The sequence below is a fragment of the Pseudomonas sp. GM21 genome (genome assembly GCF_000282215.1).
In the GTDB taxonomy this organism is placed as follows: Bacteria; Pseudomonadota; Gammaproteobacteria; order Pseudomonadales; family Pseudomonadaceae; genus Aquipseudomonas.
In genome coordinates, this window is the sequence record NZ_AKJS01000016.1 from 80,471 (window position 1) to 96,107 (window position 15,637).

General features: G+C 57.9%; 16 protein-coding genes. 8 read left to right on the forward strand and 8 right to left on the reverse strand.

The features are described from left to right. Window positions 1–67 precede the first annotated feature (67 nt). A complete protein-coding gene (locus tag PMI22_RS29905; protein ID WP_007943219.1) occupies window positions 68–706 on the forward strand; it encodes a TetR/AcrR family transcriptional regulator in 639 nt (212 codons plus the stop codon). A 198-nt stretch (window positions 707–904) separates the two neighbouring features. Here the strand turns inward: PMI22_RS29905 and PMI22_RS25225 are convergent, their stop codons facing one another. After that, complete coding sequence (locus PMI22_RS25225; protein WP_007943220.1) at window positions 905–1,321, reverse strand: sterol desaturase family protein; 417 nt, start codon at window positions 1,319–1,321, stop codon at window positions 905–907. A 10-nt stretch (window positions 1,322–1,331) separates the two neighbouring features. On the opposite strand from PMI22_RS25225, the gene PMI22_RS31245 reads away from it, so the two are divergent. Continuing rightward, the gene (locus PMI22_RS31245; RefSeq protein ID WP_157214400.1) at window positions 1,332–1,505 is read left to right on the forward strand and encodes a hypothetical protein; all 174 of its coding nucleotides are present in this window, start codon (window positions 1,332–1,334) and stop codon (window positions 1,503–1,505) included. Between the two features lie 399 nt (window positions 1,506–1,904). Continuing rightward, window positions 1,905–2,711 carry a FadR/GntR family transcriptional regulator gene (locus PMI22_RS25220; RefSeq protein ID WP_007943222.1) on the forward strand — a complete coding sequence of 269 codons (807 nt, stop codon included), beginning with the start codon at window positions 1,905–1,907 and terminating at the stop codon, window positions 2,709–2,711. A 9-nt stretch (window positions 2,712–2,720) separates the two neighbouring features. Here the strand turns inward: PMI22_RS25220 and PMI22_RS31845 are convergent, their stop codons facing one another. From PMI22_RS31845 to PMI22_RS25205, 5 genes are all read right to left on the reverse strand, one after another. Continuing rightward, the gene (locus PMI22_RS31845) at window positions 2,721–3,290 is read right to left on the reverse strand and encodes a cache domain-containing protein (RefSeq protein ID WP_007943225.1); all 570 of its coding nucleotides are present in this window, start codon (window positions 3,288–3,290) and stop codon (window positions 2,721–2,723) included. Beyond that, complete coding sequence (locus PMI22_RS31850) at window positions 3,253–3,603, reverse strand: hypothetical protein (RefSeq protein ID WP_007943226.1); 351 nt, start codon at window positions 3,601–3,603, stop codon at window positions 3,253–3,255. The genes PMI22_RS31845 and PMI22_RS31850 overlap by 38 nt, the downstream gene beginning before the upstream one ends. Before the next feature lie 296 nt (window positions 3,604–3,899). Next, on the reverse strand, window positions 3,900–4,652 hold the full coding sequence (locus PMI22_RS25215; RefSeq protein WP_007943227.1) for an enoyl-CoA hydratase-related protein: 753 nt from the start codon (window positions 4,650–4,652) through the stop codon (window positions 3,900–3,902). Between the two features lie 21 nt (window positions 4,653–4,673). Further along, window positions 4,674–5,870: an acyl-CoA dehydrogenase family protein gene (locus tag PMI22_RS25210; protein ID WP_007943228.1), complete on the reverse strand. Its 1,197-nt coding sequence runs from the start codon at window positions 5,868–5,870 to the stop codon at window positions 4,674–4,676. 10 nt (window positions 5,871–5,880) lie between these two features. Then, on the reverse strand, window positions 5,881–6,993 hold the full coding sequence (locus PMI22_RS25205) for an acyl-CoA dehydrogenase family protein (RefSeq protein ID WP_007943229.1): 1,113 nt from the start codon (window positions 6,991–6,993) through the stop codon (window positions 5,881–5,883). 248 nt (window positions 6,994–7,241) lie between these two features. On the opposite strand from PMI22_RS25205, the gene PMI22_RS25200 reads away from it, so the two are divergent. Next, window positions 7,242–8,054, forward strand: coding sequence for a FadR/GntR family transcriptional regulator (locus PMI22_RS25200; RefSeq protein ID WP_007943231.1), 813 nt, complete (start codon window positions 7,242–7,244; stop codon window positions 8,052–8,054). Between the two features lie 39 nt (window positions 8,055–8,093). Here PMI22_RS25200 and PMI22_RS25195 read toward each other — a convergent pair whose 3' ends face one another. Together PMI22_RS25195 and PMI22_RS25190 are read right to left on the reverse strand one after the other, a co-directional pair. Then, on the reverse strand, window positions 8,094–8,873 hold the full coding sequence (locus tag PMI22_RS25195; protein ID WP_007943232.1) for a DUF2889 domain-containing protein: 780 nt from the start codon (window positions 8,871–8,873) through the stop codon (window positions 8,094–8,096). Between the two features lie 17 nt (window positions 8,874–8,890). Continuing rightward, window positions 8,891–9,616 (reverse strand): 2-phosphosulfolactate phosphatase, encoded by a 726-nt coding sequence (locus PMI22_RS25190; protein ID WP_007943233.1) that lies wholly within the window; start codon window positions 9,614–9,616, stop codon window positions 8,891–8,893. 264 nt (window positions 9,617–9,880) lie between these two features. On the opposite strand from PMI22_RS25190, the gene PMI22_RS25185 reads away from it, so the two are divergent. From PMI22_RS25185 to PMI22_RS25170, 4 genes are read left to right on the forward strand one after another with little or no spacing between them, the layout of a single operon-like run. After that, window positions 9,881–11,089 (forward strand): acetyl-CoA C-acetyltransferase, encoded by a 1,209-nt coding sequence (locus tag PMI22_RS25185; RefSeq protein WP_007943234.1) that lies wholly within the window; start codon window positions 9,881–9,883, stop codon window positions 11,087–11,089. Window positions 11,090–11,128: 39 nt separating this feature from the next. Continuing rightward, a complete protein-coding gene (locus PMI22_RS25180) occupies window positions 11,129–13,279 on the forward strand; it encodes a 3-hydroxyacyl-CoA dehydrogenase NAD-binding domain-containing protein (RefSeq protein WP_007943235.1) in 2,151 nt (716 codons plus the stop codon). Window positions 13,280–13,314: 35 nt separating this feature from the next. Next, window positions 13,315–14,427 carry an acyl-CoA dehydrogenase family protein gene (locus tag PMI22_RS25175; RefSeq protein ID WP_007943236.1) on the forward strand — a complete coding sequence of 371 codons (1,113 nt, stop codon included), beginning with the start codon at window positions 13,315–13,317 and terminating at the stop codon, window positions 14,425–14,427. A gap of 21 nt (window positions 14,428–14,448) precedes the next feature. Then, entirely contained in the window at window positions 14,449–15,621 is a 1,173-nt protein-coding gene (locus PMI22_RS25170) for an acyl-CoA dehydrogenase family protein (protein WP_007943237.1), read from the forward strand. Window positions 15,622–15,637 lie beyond the last annotated feature (16 nt).

Sequence of the window (15,637 nt, forward strand, 5' to 3'; positions counted from 1 at the left end):
GGGTTTTGAGCCCGTCGGCGCAGCAACCCGGTTACAATGTTCGCCAAACCCTTTGGACGGAGGCAGGGTGGACGTACATTCCAAGCCGCAGGCTTCAGCTCGTTTCTCTCAGAAACGCCACGCGTTCTTGCTTGACACTGCGATGACGATATTTGTATCGCGTGGGTTGGGTAGTGCCACGATTGATGAGATTGCGCAGGTTGCCGGTATCAGCAAGGCAACGATATATCGCCGGTACGCTAACAAGGATGAGTTGTTTGAAGCAGCGATCATCCAGACCACCGAGCCGCTTGCGCAGGCGTTCAAGGAGATCGAGCTCGACCCAGCCACGCCAGAGGCATCGCTGACGCGCGCAGCCGATACTATCTATTACCTGATGCGGCAGCCGCGCCAACTAGAGGTCTTCCGTGCCATCGTCGCTGAGGCATCTCGCCTGCCTTTACTGGTTCAACGCTCCAGGCTGCAAATGCTCGCGACGCTGACGCAAAGCCTGACCAGCTATTTCCAACAACTGGTCGCTGCCGGGGTAATGGTGAGTCCTTATCCCGAGCAGAGCGCGGTCAATTTCATAATCCTTACCGGCGGCGGCATGCGCCCGCTGCTAGGGGTGGGAAACGACGGCAGCAGCAGTGACGAGCAACGGCGGCGCGAGGCCGACCTGGATCTATTCCTTCGCGGTACTGGGATCCGGGTTAGTCATGCTTAGGCGCTGTACGAAAAGTGCCTGCGCGACGCCCATGCAGCGTTAAAAACAGGCTCGGAATGCTCATTTACAACCATTAAAGTCGAGCGTGGCCCCGGCCGCTCCTCGCCTGTTTTGCCTTGCCTGAACCTCGCTACAACGGATAGGGACTTCCTTCCCCATCGACCTGCCACGATCGCGCGCCGCAAGCTTGGCGCCATGTCATCTCTCAACGGCGTCCTTCAATTCAGGCGCCTGGTGTTTTAGCGATTTACTCTTGCTTCTGTAAAAAGGGTAAAACACCTCTTCGGCCCAGTGTGCATTTTCTCCCGGCAGGCCGTAGTTCTTCGGCCGGCCTTGAGGGCAGTGCAGGGTGCCGAAGATCCAGTCGAAGAATGAGAACATGATCGAGAAATTGCAGTAGTTCTTCCCGTCGGGGCCGCCCCAGCCGTGATGGGTGTTGTGCATCCCAGGGGTGACGATGATGTGTTCGATAGCGGTTAGCCAAGGGGCGGTGCGGGAATTTTTGCGCAGCCAGTCGTCCCAGCGGAGATTGGCGTGCGTAAGCAGATTCCAACCAATCAGTTTGATTCCGGCATAGTACACGGCCTCACTCAAGCCTATCCCTTTGAGTTTCATCGAGTGTTTCATGGAGATTGCCGGTATGTTGAGCAGTAATCAGGATGGCCAGTTCCATCTCACCGCCATTGATCATTTCACGATGAATGCCGAGGGGGAAATTGTACGCGCCGTGTATTACTTCAGGCCGGATACGATTCGGGCCATGGATGCGATAGTTGCCGCGAACGCACAAAAGCAATAGTGCTGATGCCGCTATTGGGATCGTGCCCGGGAAGTGGTATGGCTGAACCGGCTGGATACGCCTGGCGGCAAAAGAGGCTTGGCGCCATGGTTCTTGGTCAAGGTAGTGTTTGCGAAGGTCTATGGGCCGCTGGGGGGGGGGGCGTCAAAAGCCCTGGTCGCGCCAGCTACTGCAATCTGAGACAGGATCCTTGTTCAGCACGACCCGCTCAATGGTGGGCAGAGAGCAGAAAATCTTCAATGGTTAGCGCAAAAGCTGAAAGTTCCGATGCTCAAGAAAGATTATTCGCCATGGAAAAGCGGTTTAAGTCGGTTTTTGGAGATTGTTAATCCTATACTGTATTTAAATGATGTAATCAGTAGAATGAATGCAAAGATCGACGGCCATTAGGATTAAATCATGAACAATATAAGCGATATGCCTCCCGCTTTTGCCTCGTCTTCTGCCAAGAAGGTGCCTCTTCATATTCCCAAAGCGCCGGAAATCGTTGCCTCGCGCGTGAAAAAGATGATCGTTGGCGGTGAGCTAAAGGAGGGGGATCTCCTGCCTGCCGAGAGTAAGCTGATGGAAGAATTCGGTGTCTCCCGGCCGACGATCCGCGAAGCCTACCGAATTCTTGAAGCCGAGCGATTGGTAACGGTATCACGTGGTGCGCGCGGTGGTGCTGTCGTTCATTCGCCTGATCCAGACCTTATTTCCAACTATGCGCTGATGGTTCTGCAGTATGAAGGCACCACCGTTTCCGAAGTCTATCAGGCGCGAATGGCGTTCGAACCGACTGTCGTGCGACTTGTGATAAAGAACGCGCGCAAGACTGCTCCTGATGCGCTGCGCCTGGCGTTGGCCAAGGAACGCGAAGCTCTGGATGAGGCTTTAGGCTTTGCGCAAACGATTGCCAATTTCCATCGCGTGTTGGTGGAGTTGTCTGGCAACCGGCCACTGATCCATTTGTGGTCGGCAATACACCAAGTGGTCGAGCGACATCAGACGCTGGTGGTGTCGGCATACCGACGCAATCAGGCTTCTGAAGCCATTCTCGCCAATGCTTCGATTGGGATACGTTCGCAGGAGAAGTTGATCAAGTTGATCGAGGCCGGCGATGAGGATGGAGCTGAAATCCACTGGCGCAAGCATATGCAGGCTGCCTACAAGACTTGGGTCAGTGGTTACGAAGAAATGACGCTCTCCCAGTTACTCCAGGACTGATATCCAGGTCTAACGCTTGGCGTTTTCTGTGGGGGCTGCGTAATACCCGACCGCAACGATGTAGCGACCACTACGTCGCAACAGGGTTTCTTTTGGCTCAGGTTTGCCCGTGACGGGGTTACTCCACAGATAGTTGATGCGTGCCGTGTCGCGGCCCTTGATTACGGCCAACATCTGTTGGCCGATCGGCTGGCCATCGACCGACGTCAAATGGCGTAAGTCGGTATTGATCAAGCGCCTGTTGTAACCGTGGGCGACCATCTTCAGGTTGCTGGTATCAACAACGAAGATGTATAAATCGTCGCGAGTCAGTTGGCTGTCCAACTGATTGATACGCGCAATCGTATCGCCCGGTGCCTTGTTCAAGTCCTTTATCGCATCGTCGAGCAAAGCTTGCGCGGCGCTCGGGCTGGAGCGGGGCATGTAGTAGCCAACGGCAAAGACCTTGTCTTCGACACGCTTGTAATAAGCCATTTTGCGTTCGGTCTTGCCATCCTGCCAATTTGTCCAGCGATACTCCTGGCTGCGAACTTCCTGGGTGTCAGGTTGGCTCAGGATGTTGGTAAATGCCTGGCCCAATGATGGATCGAGCAGGGGGGGCGATATTGCGGCCAATATACTGCGCTGACGGACCTCCGCTGGCCAGCATCACGCCATGGGTATCGATCACGTAAACGTAGTATTCGCCCTGGATGAATTTGCCCTGACGACTGAATTCGGCCAATGCGTTGTCGCCTACCTGGCGATAGCGGTCAACCGCTTGCGCAAGCAAGTGTTGGGCCTGCACAGCTTGATTCTGGTAGGTGGGTTCCACAGCGATGTCCTGGGCAGAAGCATGACTTAACAGGCCCAATCCAAGATAAAGCGACAAAATAAATCCCGTCGTTTTCACACAGTGCTCCAGTGGATATCGGCCTCCAATACGTCTTGCCGTAAAGCAGCAGGCCTTTCAGGTTTGTAGGTGGGCGCGTTCCTGGGCCCATCGCAAACCTGAACGAAGCCGGATGGCTCAGCCATGTTCATGGCTGAGCTCGCGGCACTCACTGGTATTGACAGGCTAAAGCAGCAGCGACCGTAAAATCGTTTTCATCGTTATCCCCTGATTATTTTTGTGGGGGTTTAAGATAGATATGATTGTAATCGTATATGTCTATATTTTAAAGGTGTCAGCAGCTTCAGGTTTGCCATTCATCGACGTTTGTTCACGAAATCCTCCAGCGCCCGACGGCATTCCGGGGCTTGCAGGCGAGCGATGAAGTTTTGATTTTCCGCTTCAATGATGCCGAGCACGCTATCTCGCAGCGGCGCTTTCATCAGGCGCTTGGCTGTTTGCAATGCGGCAGGGGAGGCAGTCGCCAGGCGCTCTGCATAGTCTTTGGCGAAGGCCAGGCATTCCTGCCCTTGATCAAAAAGGTGGGTGCACAAGCCCAACGTATGCGCCTGTGCCCCATCGATGCTCTCGCCACCGAGCAGCAGGCGAACGGCAGTGCCATGCCCCACTCGTTGTGGCAGCAGCAGGCTGGCAGCGAATTCCTGGCACAGACCGAGCTTTACGAACGGTGTAGCAAAACGGCTGTCACGGGTGGCCATCACCAGGTCGCAGTGCGGCAGCAAGGTCGTGCCAATGCCAATGGCTGCGCCACAAACTGCAGCAATCAGCGGTTTGTCCAGGGCGACCACGGCCGCCATGAAGCGAAAAGCAGGGGCGTCGAGGTCTTTGGGTGGTGCTTGCAGAAAGTCGGCAAGGTCATTGCCCGCGGTGAAGCAATCCGGGCCGCCAGTGATGACTACAACCTTCACGTTATCGTCGTCGCCGGCAGCCTTGAGCGTGTCGCTCAGGCTGTCGTACATGGCATTGGTCAGGGCATTGTATTTGTCAGGGCGGCTCAGCGTGATCGTCAGGCTATGTCGATGGCATTCGACCCGGATATGTTCACTCATGCAAAAAACTTCCTTTGGCTGTCAGCGACACTGTGAAAACGGAATGTTCTTGTCTACGCGGATTTCACCCGGCATGCCCAGGACTCGCTCGGCGATCTGATTGCGCAGTATCTCGTCGGTGCCACCAGCGATGCGCAGTGCAGCAGCCCATTGGTATCCGTAGGTGAATCGCGCCATCGGGCTGCCGGGCTGCTGCTCGGTCATGCCCTCCAGGCCCAGGTTATCCAGGGCTATCGCTGACAGCTCTTGAAGAACATTGGCGTAGACCAGCTTGCTCATGGCGGCAATCGGGCCTGGGGTTTCGCCTTTCGACAGGGATGTCATCAAGCGGAAACGAAAGTATCGCAGCCCTAGCTCTTTGGTCAGCAGGCTGGCCAGTTTGAATCGATCCTGGGTCACCTGGCTGCCATTTTTGCCGATCTGCTCCAGCAGCTCGACCACAGAAGGCAGTGCCTGGCTTTCACCGCCAACATTGACGCGCTCATTCATCAACGTTGTCATGGCGCACTTCCAGCCCTCGCCGACAGCGCCGAGGCGATAGCTGTCGGGAATGCGCAGGTCGGTGAGGAACACTTCGTTGAATTCGGACTCGCCGGAAATATTCTCGATAGGCCGCACATCAACGCCGGGGCTGCGCATGTCTACCAGGAAGAACGTCAGGCCCTTGTGTTTCGTCGCTTCGGAGTCGGTGCGTGCCAGTAGAATCCCCCAATCTGCGACGTGCGCCCAGGAAGTCCAGACTTTTTGCCCGTTGATAACCCAGTCGTCGCCATCCTTGACTGCGCGGGTGCGCAGATTCGCCAGGTCAGAGCCTGCCGAGGGCTCGGAGAACAGTTGGCACCAGAGTAAGTCGCCATTGAGTGTAGGGCGGGTAAAACGCTCGATCTGTTCGGCGGTGCCATGGGTACGCAGTGTCGGAATGGTCATTTGCGTGCCGATTGTCACAAGCGGGCCGGTCGGCACCGCATAGCGCGACTCTTCTTCCTGGAAGATCACTTCCTGCATCGGCGTTCCATCCAGGCCGCCTTCTGCGCGTGGCCAGCGGATGGCGGCATATCCGGCCTGGGCTTTTTTGCGCTGCCAGAGCCGTGCATTGGCGGTGAATGCTGCGGCGTCCTGGTGACTGTCGGCACCCAATACACTGGCAACGTTGTCTTGCAGCCAGCTTTGGACCTGCTGACGGAATTCGGCTTCAGCCGGGGAATCATTGAAATCCATGGTCGTCTCCTTAGTGGGCCTTCAGCAGTTGCAAGGACGCATCCGACAGCAGTTGGTCGACCCATGCTCCAGGCTCGCCCAGTGTCACGGCCAGCAAGCGCGAGCGCTTATAGAAGAAGTGGCAGTCGGCTTCCGAGGTGTAGCCAATGCCGCCGTGTATATGCAGGCATTCACGCGCTGCGTATTCGAAGGCCTCGGTAGCGCTCAGGCGGCAGGTGGCGGCGGCCAGTGCTCGCTCTTGCGGGCTGCCGGCATGCAGGGCCCAGGCACCGTAATAAGCATTGGAGCGGGCCAGTTCGATTTTCACGGACATATCGGCCAGTTTGTGCTTGATGGCCTGGTAGCTGCCGATGGGGCGACCGAACGTATGCCGCTCCAGAGCGTAGTTGCGTGCCAGCTCACAGGCTGCTTCTGCCCCGCCGATCTGTTCGAATGCGGTCAAAATGGCGGACTGGTCGACTACCTGCTGCATCGCGGCAATGGCCGGCGCTCCGGCCAGCAGTCCAATAGCGCTGACACCGTCGGCCTGCAAGGCGGCAAATGGGATGATTTCATCGGGACTGTTCAATGCCACTGGCTGCAATCCGGCGTCACCGAGCTTGACCAGGACCATGACCGGCCGTCCTGCTTGCTGGGCTGGCAAAAGCGCGTAATGAGACTGGGCTGCGTATGCCAGAGGGCGACTGCGGCCGGTGAGCGTCTTGCCATCGAACTGCATGGGTTGATCAGCCCAGGATTGTCCAGGTGCAACCAGGCCGGCCGCGACGATAGCTTCGCCACTGGCAATGGCCTGCAGCAAATCCTGCGCCTCTGGGGCTGCGCTGAACTTGAGCAATTCTGCAGCCAACAACACAGTGCTCTGGAAAGGGATAGGCGCCAGTGTTCGGCCCAGCTCCTCGGCCAGCACGCACAACTCCAGCATGCCCAGGCCGAGGCCGCCTTGTTCCTCGCCTATGGCGACTGCCGGCCAGCCCATCTCCGCGACCTGTTGCCAGAGATCGGAATTGAACGACTGTTGCGCCTGAAGCATCTGTCGCACCGTATGGAAGTCGCTGACTTCGCTCAGGAGGCGACGGGACTGGTCCCGCAGCATCCGCTGCTCATCTGAGAAATCGAAATTCATGGAGGCCCCTGCAACGTAATTGTTGTATAAACATATAAATCATATACACAATAAGGCTAGCTTGTCCAGCAACGCATGCGGACCTGTTGATGGCGTAAAAAAGCCCTGAAGGCCGCCATTATTACGCGTTGTGCGGTAATGAAAAAGCGCTATGATTTTTGTTTAACTCATCGCTATAGTGTGTATCATCCAGCTTATTATTAACTGTTTATGCCGTAACGCGGTCTACTTAACTCAAGGCTGAGATCATGAGCGATTTGAAAGAGTTTTCGTTCTCGAGCGGTAAGGTATCGGGCGAGCGGCGGCAAGTACTGCATATTCCCAAGGCGCCGCAGATCGTTGCCGGCCGAATCAAGAAGCAAATTGTGCGCGGTGAGCTCAAGGAGGGTGACCTGCTTCAGGCTGAAGGCAAGCTGATGGAGGAGTATGGCGTTTCGCGTCCGACCATTCGTGAGGCTTTTCGCATTCTTGAGGCTGAGCACCTGATTACCGTTGCCCGGGGTGCCAAGGGCGGCGCCATCATCCATGCGCCTGACCCGTTGCTGATCGCCAATTACGCTTTGATGGTGTTGCAGTTCGAGGGTACTACCGTAGCGGAGGTCTACCAGGCGCGGATGGCATTCGAGCCCTCGGCAGTCCGTTTTGTGGTTGAGAATTCGGCTGAGCGCGCGCCCTCGGTCTTGCGCGAGGCGATAGAGCGCGAGAGAACCTTTATCGAGGATCCGGCAGGTTTTGCTGCCGAAGTCGCGCACTTTCACAAGGTACTCGTGGAGCTGTCGGGTAATAAACCCTTGATCCATCTGTGGGGGGCGATGCACGAGGTGATCACACGGCACCAGGCTGCAGTTGTGGCGTTGCAGCGTCGCAGTATTCCCGTGGAAAGTTCGATTCTGGCGGCAGTTACCGGATTGAAGTCCCAGGAAAAACTCGTCACCCTGATTGAGGCGCGGGACATCGATGGTGCTGAAGCCCATTGGCGCAAACATATGGTGCGTGCCAATAAAGTCTGGGTGGCGGGGTTCGAGCACATGCGAATTTCCGACCTGTTCCAGGCCGGTTAAACCTTCGGAGCCACCGCAGGGTGGCTCAAGGCTCCTGCTTTACGGGATTTTGTGCGCGTTAATCAACATGTTCGCGGCGTTGGTCGCGTAGTCACGGGTTGCTCCGTAATTGCGCAAAGCTTCGTGGCTGCGTTCAGGTTGAAAGCTGAAACAGAGTGCGGGCTGACCAAATTCGGCGGCAGTGTTGAATCGGTCATGGTCGATTGTTCGGCCGCCGGCCACAAGGATGGCGCGCCGCAGTAATGTTGCTTGTTCGGCGGCTTCTTCGGGGAGCGACTCGGTCCACTGGCGGAAACCACGTTCCAGTGTCTGGCCGGTAAAGGGGGCAGGGCCCGTAATCCGGTCATTGTCTACCTCCCAATACATGGCTTCTTTGCCATCGCACAGGATGCGAGCCCGTGTCGGACCCAGGGTCGGATGCAGGCCATTCCAGGCAAAAACCTCCCGGTCCTCGACCGTAATCTCATAGCGGCGTTCGCAATCTCCGCGCTTGATATGCGCCAAGGTCAAGCCTGCCAGATCGTGGACATGGGTGCACTGCTGGCGCATGTCGATCAACGCGCCGATGTCCGACGCGCGATTTATCAGGGGGCTGCCGACGAGCGCCTGCAAAGGCACCTGCGCTCCGGAACAGGTTGCCCAAGGTGTGCGCGGCGAGGCCATGCGTACGGCAGTGATGTGCATGCCGTCGTGTTCTATGGTCACGCCAAAGTGATGGAAGTCATCCTCCAGCCAGCCAACCACCTGTCCAGGCGTCACCTGACGCAGAACAATCAGGCGGCGCAGGCGACCACCGTGACGTGGAAAAGTATCGTTCATTGCTGATTCTCGACAGGTCAAAAGCAAGTGAGGTAGTTGCCTTGCATGCGCGGCACGATGTCGAGCAGCCCAAGCTGGGCCGAATATTCCACTTCATCGAGCATGTCTTGTTCGTGCAATCGAACACCCAATTGACTTTGCATCAGGCAGCCGCGTGGCGAATCGCGATATTGGCCGTACACCGCACGGGCGATATGACAGGTGTCCGATTGGGTCCAGTGGCTTGGGCGCGCGATTTCCAGTTGGTCGACAAGGTAGCCCGCCAGGTACAGATCTTCCAGATTGACTCGGCCGGCCGATCCGGAGCAAACCAGCACGATTGAGCTGTCCTGGTGTGTCTGGAGTTGTCGAACAATGGCTGGGGCATTGAGCAGCGCGGCGGCGTAAACGTGCTTGGCGGTATCGGCCTTGCGCAGGGCGACAGTACCGTTGGTAGTGGAAAATACGACATTGCGACCCGCTATTGGCTCTTGCGACAGAGCGAGCGGAGAATAGCCTACAAAACCCGGGATATTTTGCAGGTGGTTCTCTCCGGCCAGTATGTAACTGCCGGGTTGCAGTTCCTTTATTGTGTCGCAAGCCATTTGTCGGTTGGCGGCGGGATAGACGGCTTTAGCGCCGTTATGCAGGGCGGCGACAATAGTTGAGGTAGCGAACAGAACGTCGATGACCACGGCAACCTTGTCATACAGGAAGTCTGGATCGAGGTCTTCCTTTCGCAGGATCACATTTATTTTTGGCATTTTTTGCGATGCTCCGGCATGTATGGATCGAAATAATCAGTACTGGCAGGTGAAAAAATATCTTAATGATACATATCATTATGCGCAAGGCGAGGTTGTCGGGTTTCGTAGGGGGGTTGGCAGGAATGTCACCGAATTAGTGGCGGCTTTACCTGTGACCCAGTTGTTTATCATCTTAAACATACATATCATTGTGCTCTATGGCGTCGAGGTGATTGGCTTAGGCCTGCTCGATGATGAATGGTCCGGATGGGGAGACAGACAGTGGCTCAAGCCTATATTTTCGATCATGTGCGCACGCCTCGTGGCCGCGGACGTTCCAATGGCGGCTTGCACTCGGTCAGCTCGGTAGAGCTGGCGGCACAGGTGCTACGTGCCCTGCGTGATCGCAATCAACTCGACAGCGCCGAAGTCGCAGAAGTGGCATTGGGTGTGGTCACGCCATTTGGTGAGCAAGGTTCAAACCTGACCCGTCCCGCCATTTTGATGGCCGGTTATGCCAATAGTGTGCCCGGACTGCAGTTGGATCGAGCGTGTTCTTCGGGGCTCGACGCGGTCAACATGATGGCCGCGCAAGTCATGGCCGGGCAGGTCGATCTGGCCATTGGCGGCGGTGTGGAGTCCATGTCACGCGTTCCGATGGGCTCCCAGGGCAGCGCCTGGGCCAGGGATCCCGCCATTGCTTATGCCACCGCATTTGCACCTCAAGGCATCGGTGCCGACCTGATTGCCACGCGCAGTGGTTTCAGCCGCAGCGATGTCGATGCCTACGCGCTGGCCAGCCAGCAGCGGGCCGGGCGTGCCTGGGACGAAGGTCGTTTCAATGGCTCGGTGATACCGGTAGTGGACTCGCTCGGCTTCCCCTTGCTCGAGCGCGATGAACACATGCGTCCGCAAACCCGCGCGGAGGACCTTGCCAGTTTGCAGCCGGCGTTCGCGCAAATGGGCACTCTGGGCGGCTACGACGCCATTGCCCTGCAAAAATATCCTGATGTTTTCGAGATTGAGCACGTGCATACCGCCGGTAACTCGTCGGGCATCGTCGATGGTGCCGCCGGGGTGTTGATCGGTTCGCTGGAAGCAGGAAAACGTCTGGGTCTGAAGCCCCGCGCACGTATTCGCAGTTTCGCCAGCATTGGTTCAGACCCGACCATCATGCTGGACGGCCCGGCGCCAGCTTCGCTGCGCGCTCTGGAGCGAGCAGGAATGAGCGTTGCCGATATCGACCTGTTTGAACTCAATGAAGCGTTCGCCTCTGTCGTGCTGGAATACATGCGAGTGCTGAACATTGGCCATGAGCGGATCAACGTCAATGGCGGTGCCATCGCCCTGGGTCACCCACTGGGCGCGACCGGTGCGATGTTGCTCGGCACCGTCCTCGATGAACTTGAACGCACCGGTGGCAGCACTGCACTGGTCACGCTGTGTGTCGGCATCGGCATGGGCGCGGCAACCATTATCGAGCGCGTCTGAATTCGATCCTCACCAAATTCTGCAAGGATGGGCCATTGCATGTTTGAAACCTTTGATTTTGCGTTGGGTAAAGATGGCGTTGCTGTCGTTACTATCGACATCCCCGGGCAACCGGCCAACACCATCACCGAGCGATTTCGAGATGAGCTGGCAGAGGTCGTCGAACGAGTGGCCGCCGATGCCGAGATTCGCGGCGTTGTCATCACCTCGGCGAAGAAAGATTTTGTCGCCGGTGGTGATCTGAAGGAAATCGTACGGACCTTGTCTCGCGAATTGAGCGTGGCTGATGCCCGCGATATGGCGACCCAGATGAGTCCATTGCTGCGCCGCCTGGAAAGCAGCGGCAAGCCTTATGTGGCTGCAATTAATGGCTCCGCTTTGGGCGGTGGCCTGGAAATCGCTCTGGCCTGCCACCACCGTCTGGTATTGGACAACCCGCGCATTTTGCTCGGCTTGCCTGAGGCCACGCTGGGCCTGATGCCGGGTGCCGGCGGTACGCAGCGCCTGCCGCGGTTGATCGGTATTGCCAGTGCACTGCCGCTGATGATGAAAGGCACATTGCTGTCGCCAGATGCTGCATTGGCCAAGGGTATCGTCGACGGCGTACTCAGCGCAGAGCAGTTGCTGCCAGCGGCGCGCGCCTGGATCCTTGAACATGCCGATGCCCAGCAACCCTGGGACAAAAAGGGCTATCAGGTCCCCGGTGGAGCAGGTTTTGCGGATGCAGAACTCGGTAACCTGTTCAACCTGACGACCACGCAGATTGCCCGGGATACCGCGCGCAATCTGCCGGCACCGATCGCCTTGCTCCGCGCTGTCGCTCATGGCACCTGTGTGCCAATCGACGCGGGGCTGCATATCGAGTCTTGCGAATTCGCCAAGCTGGTGCTCGATCCAACTGCCTGCAACATGGTCCGCACCTTGTTTGTGAACAAGGGCGAGCTGGAAAAACTCACCCGTCGGCCGAAAGCCATCGAGCCGGCATCGATCACCAGGGTGGGGGTAGTCGGAGCGGGTCTGATGGGCAGCGGTATCGCCCAGACTGCGGCAGTCGCTGGCTTGCAAGTGGTGTTGCTGGATGCCAGTGCTGAACAAGCCACTGCCGGCCGCCAGCGGTTGGCCGATGAATTCGCCAAACGAGTGGCCAAGGGGCGCATGGTTCAGGCCAGCGCTGATGAGATCCTGGCGCGTATTCAGGCAACAGGCGATTACTCGGAACTTGCCGAGTGCGATCTGGTGGTCGAAGCGGTCTTTGAAGATGTACAGGTCAAGGCTGCTGTGTTCATGCAGGCGCAGGCCGTCATGAAACCGGGCGCGATTCTCGCCTCCAACACCTCGACCTTGCCGATTACCGACATGGCTCGCGACCTCAATCGCCCCGATGGATTTATCGGGCTGCATTTCTTCTCGCCCGTCGATCGCATGCCGTTGGTGGAGGTCGTGGTCGGTCAGCAAACCAGTGATACCACCCTGGCTCACGCCCTGGATTTCATTCGTTTGTTGCGCAAGACGCCGATCGTGGTCAAGGACTCGCGAGGCTTCTTCACCTCTCGGGTGATTGCTGCATACCTTCAAGAGTCGCTGGCAATGCTGGGTAGCGGCGTCAAGCCGGCCCTGATCGACAATGCTGCACGTCTGGCAGGTTTTGCCATGGGGCCATTGGCGTTGCTTGACGATATCGGGATGGAGAACGGCTACAAGTCATCCTTGGCCGAACGTGCTGCTTTGGGTGATGCCTGGAGTGAGCCTGCGGGGTTCAAGGTTCAAGAGATGTTCAGCGCAACCCTGGGGCGAATCGGCCGTCGTTGCGGCAAAGGTTTCTACGACTATCCAGAGGGCAAACGTACTTTGTGGTCGGGTCTTGCCGATGTCTATCCGCCACTGCTCGTGCAACCCGATGTTGAAGACATCAAGAAGCGCATGCTCTATATCCAGGCGTTGGAAGCAGCACGCTGCATGGAAGAGGGTGTTATCGGCAGCGCTGCCGAAGGTGATGTCGGCTCGTTGCTGGGCATTGGTTTCCCGACCTGGACGGGCGGCGTGTTCAGTTTGATCGATACAGTCGGCGGCATTGCCTTCGTCAACGCCTGCGATCGATTGGCCGATCTCCATGGCGAGCGTTTCCGTCCATCAGCCTGGATGCGTCAACGTGCTGAGAGTGGCGAGCGTTTCCATGCCCGTGAACAATAAGCTTTGGCCTTGCATGGGCCTGGGGTGCGATCACTATGAACTTTGATTTTTCTGCTGATCAGGAGCAGTTGCGCGATCAGGCCAAGCGGGTATTCGCTGAGGGTCTGGGCCGCGCCCGGGCACTGCTGGAAAGCCCGCAGAGTCATGATCAGGCACTGTGGAGCCAGGTGCAGGAGCTGGGCTGGCCGGCGGCTGCTATCGCCGAGGCCGATGGTGGTCTGGGACTTTCGGCTCTGGAGCTTTGCGTTCTGGCCGAAGAGGCGGGTCGTACGCTCGCGCCGATCCCGTTCAGTTCTTCGGTATTGCACGCCAGTACCGCATTGCAGCAGTTGACGGACTGCCAGGTCGCGTCGGCGCTGCTGGGTGAACTGGCGGCGGGGGAAAAAACCGCCACCGTCGCTTTTACCGAGCGGGGCCAGGCAGCCTGGACTGAGCGGCCCCAGGCACGCGTCATCGCCGGAAAACTCAGTGGCCATAAAGCCATGGTCGCTGATGCACCGGTGGCGGATGTGTTTATCGTTTCGGCGTGCGCCGATGAAGATGGCCAGGATTGGGGGTGGTGGCTGGTCGAGGCTCAGGCAGCGGGGGTGAGCCTGGTGCCGGTCGAGGCGATCGACCGGATCCGTCGTCATGCCGACCTTCATCTGGACGCTGTCAGTTGCGTGCGATTGGGGGCAGCAGGGCAAGGCAGTGCGCTTTCCGAGCGCGCATTGGATGCCGCAGCCGTACTCAGTGCATTCGAGCAATTGGGCAGCGCCGAGGCAGCGTTGGAGTCGACCCTGGAGTACGTCAAGACGCGGCAGGCGTTCAACCGCGTAGTAGGCGGCTATCAGGCCGTCAAACACACACTGGCCGATCTTTACGTGAAAAACCAGTTGGCCCGCAGCCATTGCTACTACGGTGCATGGGCCTTGACCCAAGCCCCCGAGCACTTGCCCCGCGCCGCCGCGGGTGCGCGACTGGCAGCCACTGAGGCCTTTTGCCAGGCCGCCGAAGCCGCGGTGGAGTTGCACGGCGGGATCGGTTTCACCTGGGAAAGCGATATCCAACTTTTCTACCGTCGCGCGCGGCTGATGGCTACCCAACTGGGAGGCCGTGCCTTTTGGGCTCGCCGTCTCAAGGCAGCCTTGCAGCGCAAAGCGGCTTGACCGGACACAGGAGCGATATCCATGGATTTTCAAGATACGCCTCAAGAAGCAACCTATCGCGCAAAGGTGCGCGAATGGCTGAGCGCCAATGCGCCCGCTTACCAAGTCAGGCCTGAAGAAGGCCTGGAGCATCAGCGCTTCATGGCGTTGGCGCGTGGCTGGCAACAACTGAAGGCAGACGCCGGCTATGTCGGCATCATGTGGCCAAAGCACGTTGGCGGGCAGGGTGGCAGCCCTATCGAGCACGTGATTTTTCACCAGGAAGAAGAGCATTACAGCCTTCCGGTCGTGCCTTTCGCAGTCGGTATCGGCATGTGCTTGCCGACTTTGTTTACCCATGGTTCGGCCCAGGTCATGGACCGTTTCATGTCCAAGGGCATGCGCGGCGAGGAGATCTGGTGCCAGTTGTTCTCCGAGCCGGCCGCCGGGTCCGATCTGGCAGGCTTGAGAACCCGCGCTGTGCGTGACGGCGATGACTGGGTGGTCAATGGCCAGAAAGTCTGGACGTCCTACGCCCACGAGTCCGACTTCGGGATCTTGCTGGTACGTACGGACCCTTCGGCGCCCAAGCATAAAGGGCTCACCATGTTCTACGTCGACATGCGTGCGCCTGGCGTTGAAGTGCGGCCGATCCGGACGCTATTGGGCGATGCGGAGTTCAACGAAGTTTTCTTCACGGACGTGCGCATTCCCGACGCCCAGCGCCTTGGTGAGGTTGGAGAAGGCTGGAAAGTTTCCCTCAGTACCCTGATGTTCGAACGCCTTGCCGTCGGCGGCAAGCCGTCCGGCGCGCCAGTGGCCAGTGAGCTGGCGGACCTGTTCGATGCCGATGCTCTGGCCCGTTTTTATGTGGCTGATGAAGGTATCTCTTTGACGCGCATGCGTTCAATGACTGCCGTTTCGCGCGGTGGTGTACCGGGCCCCGAAGCCTCGATCAACAAGCTGGTGATGGCCAAGAACCTTCAGGACATGAGCGCCTGCGCGTTGGAAGCGTTAGGTGTGGATGGTCTTCGAGAGTTCGATGATCCGCAGGCTCGTCGATTCAACTATTGGTACATGTGGTCTGCGGGTTTGCGCATTGCCGGTGGTACCGATGAAATCCTGCGCAACATCATCGCTGAACGGGTACTTGGCTTGCCGCCTGAACCACGTAGCGATCGGGATACGCCGTTCAACCAGTTGGGCAAGGCTTGATCCGACAGTCGATACA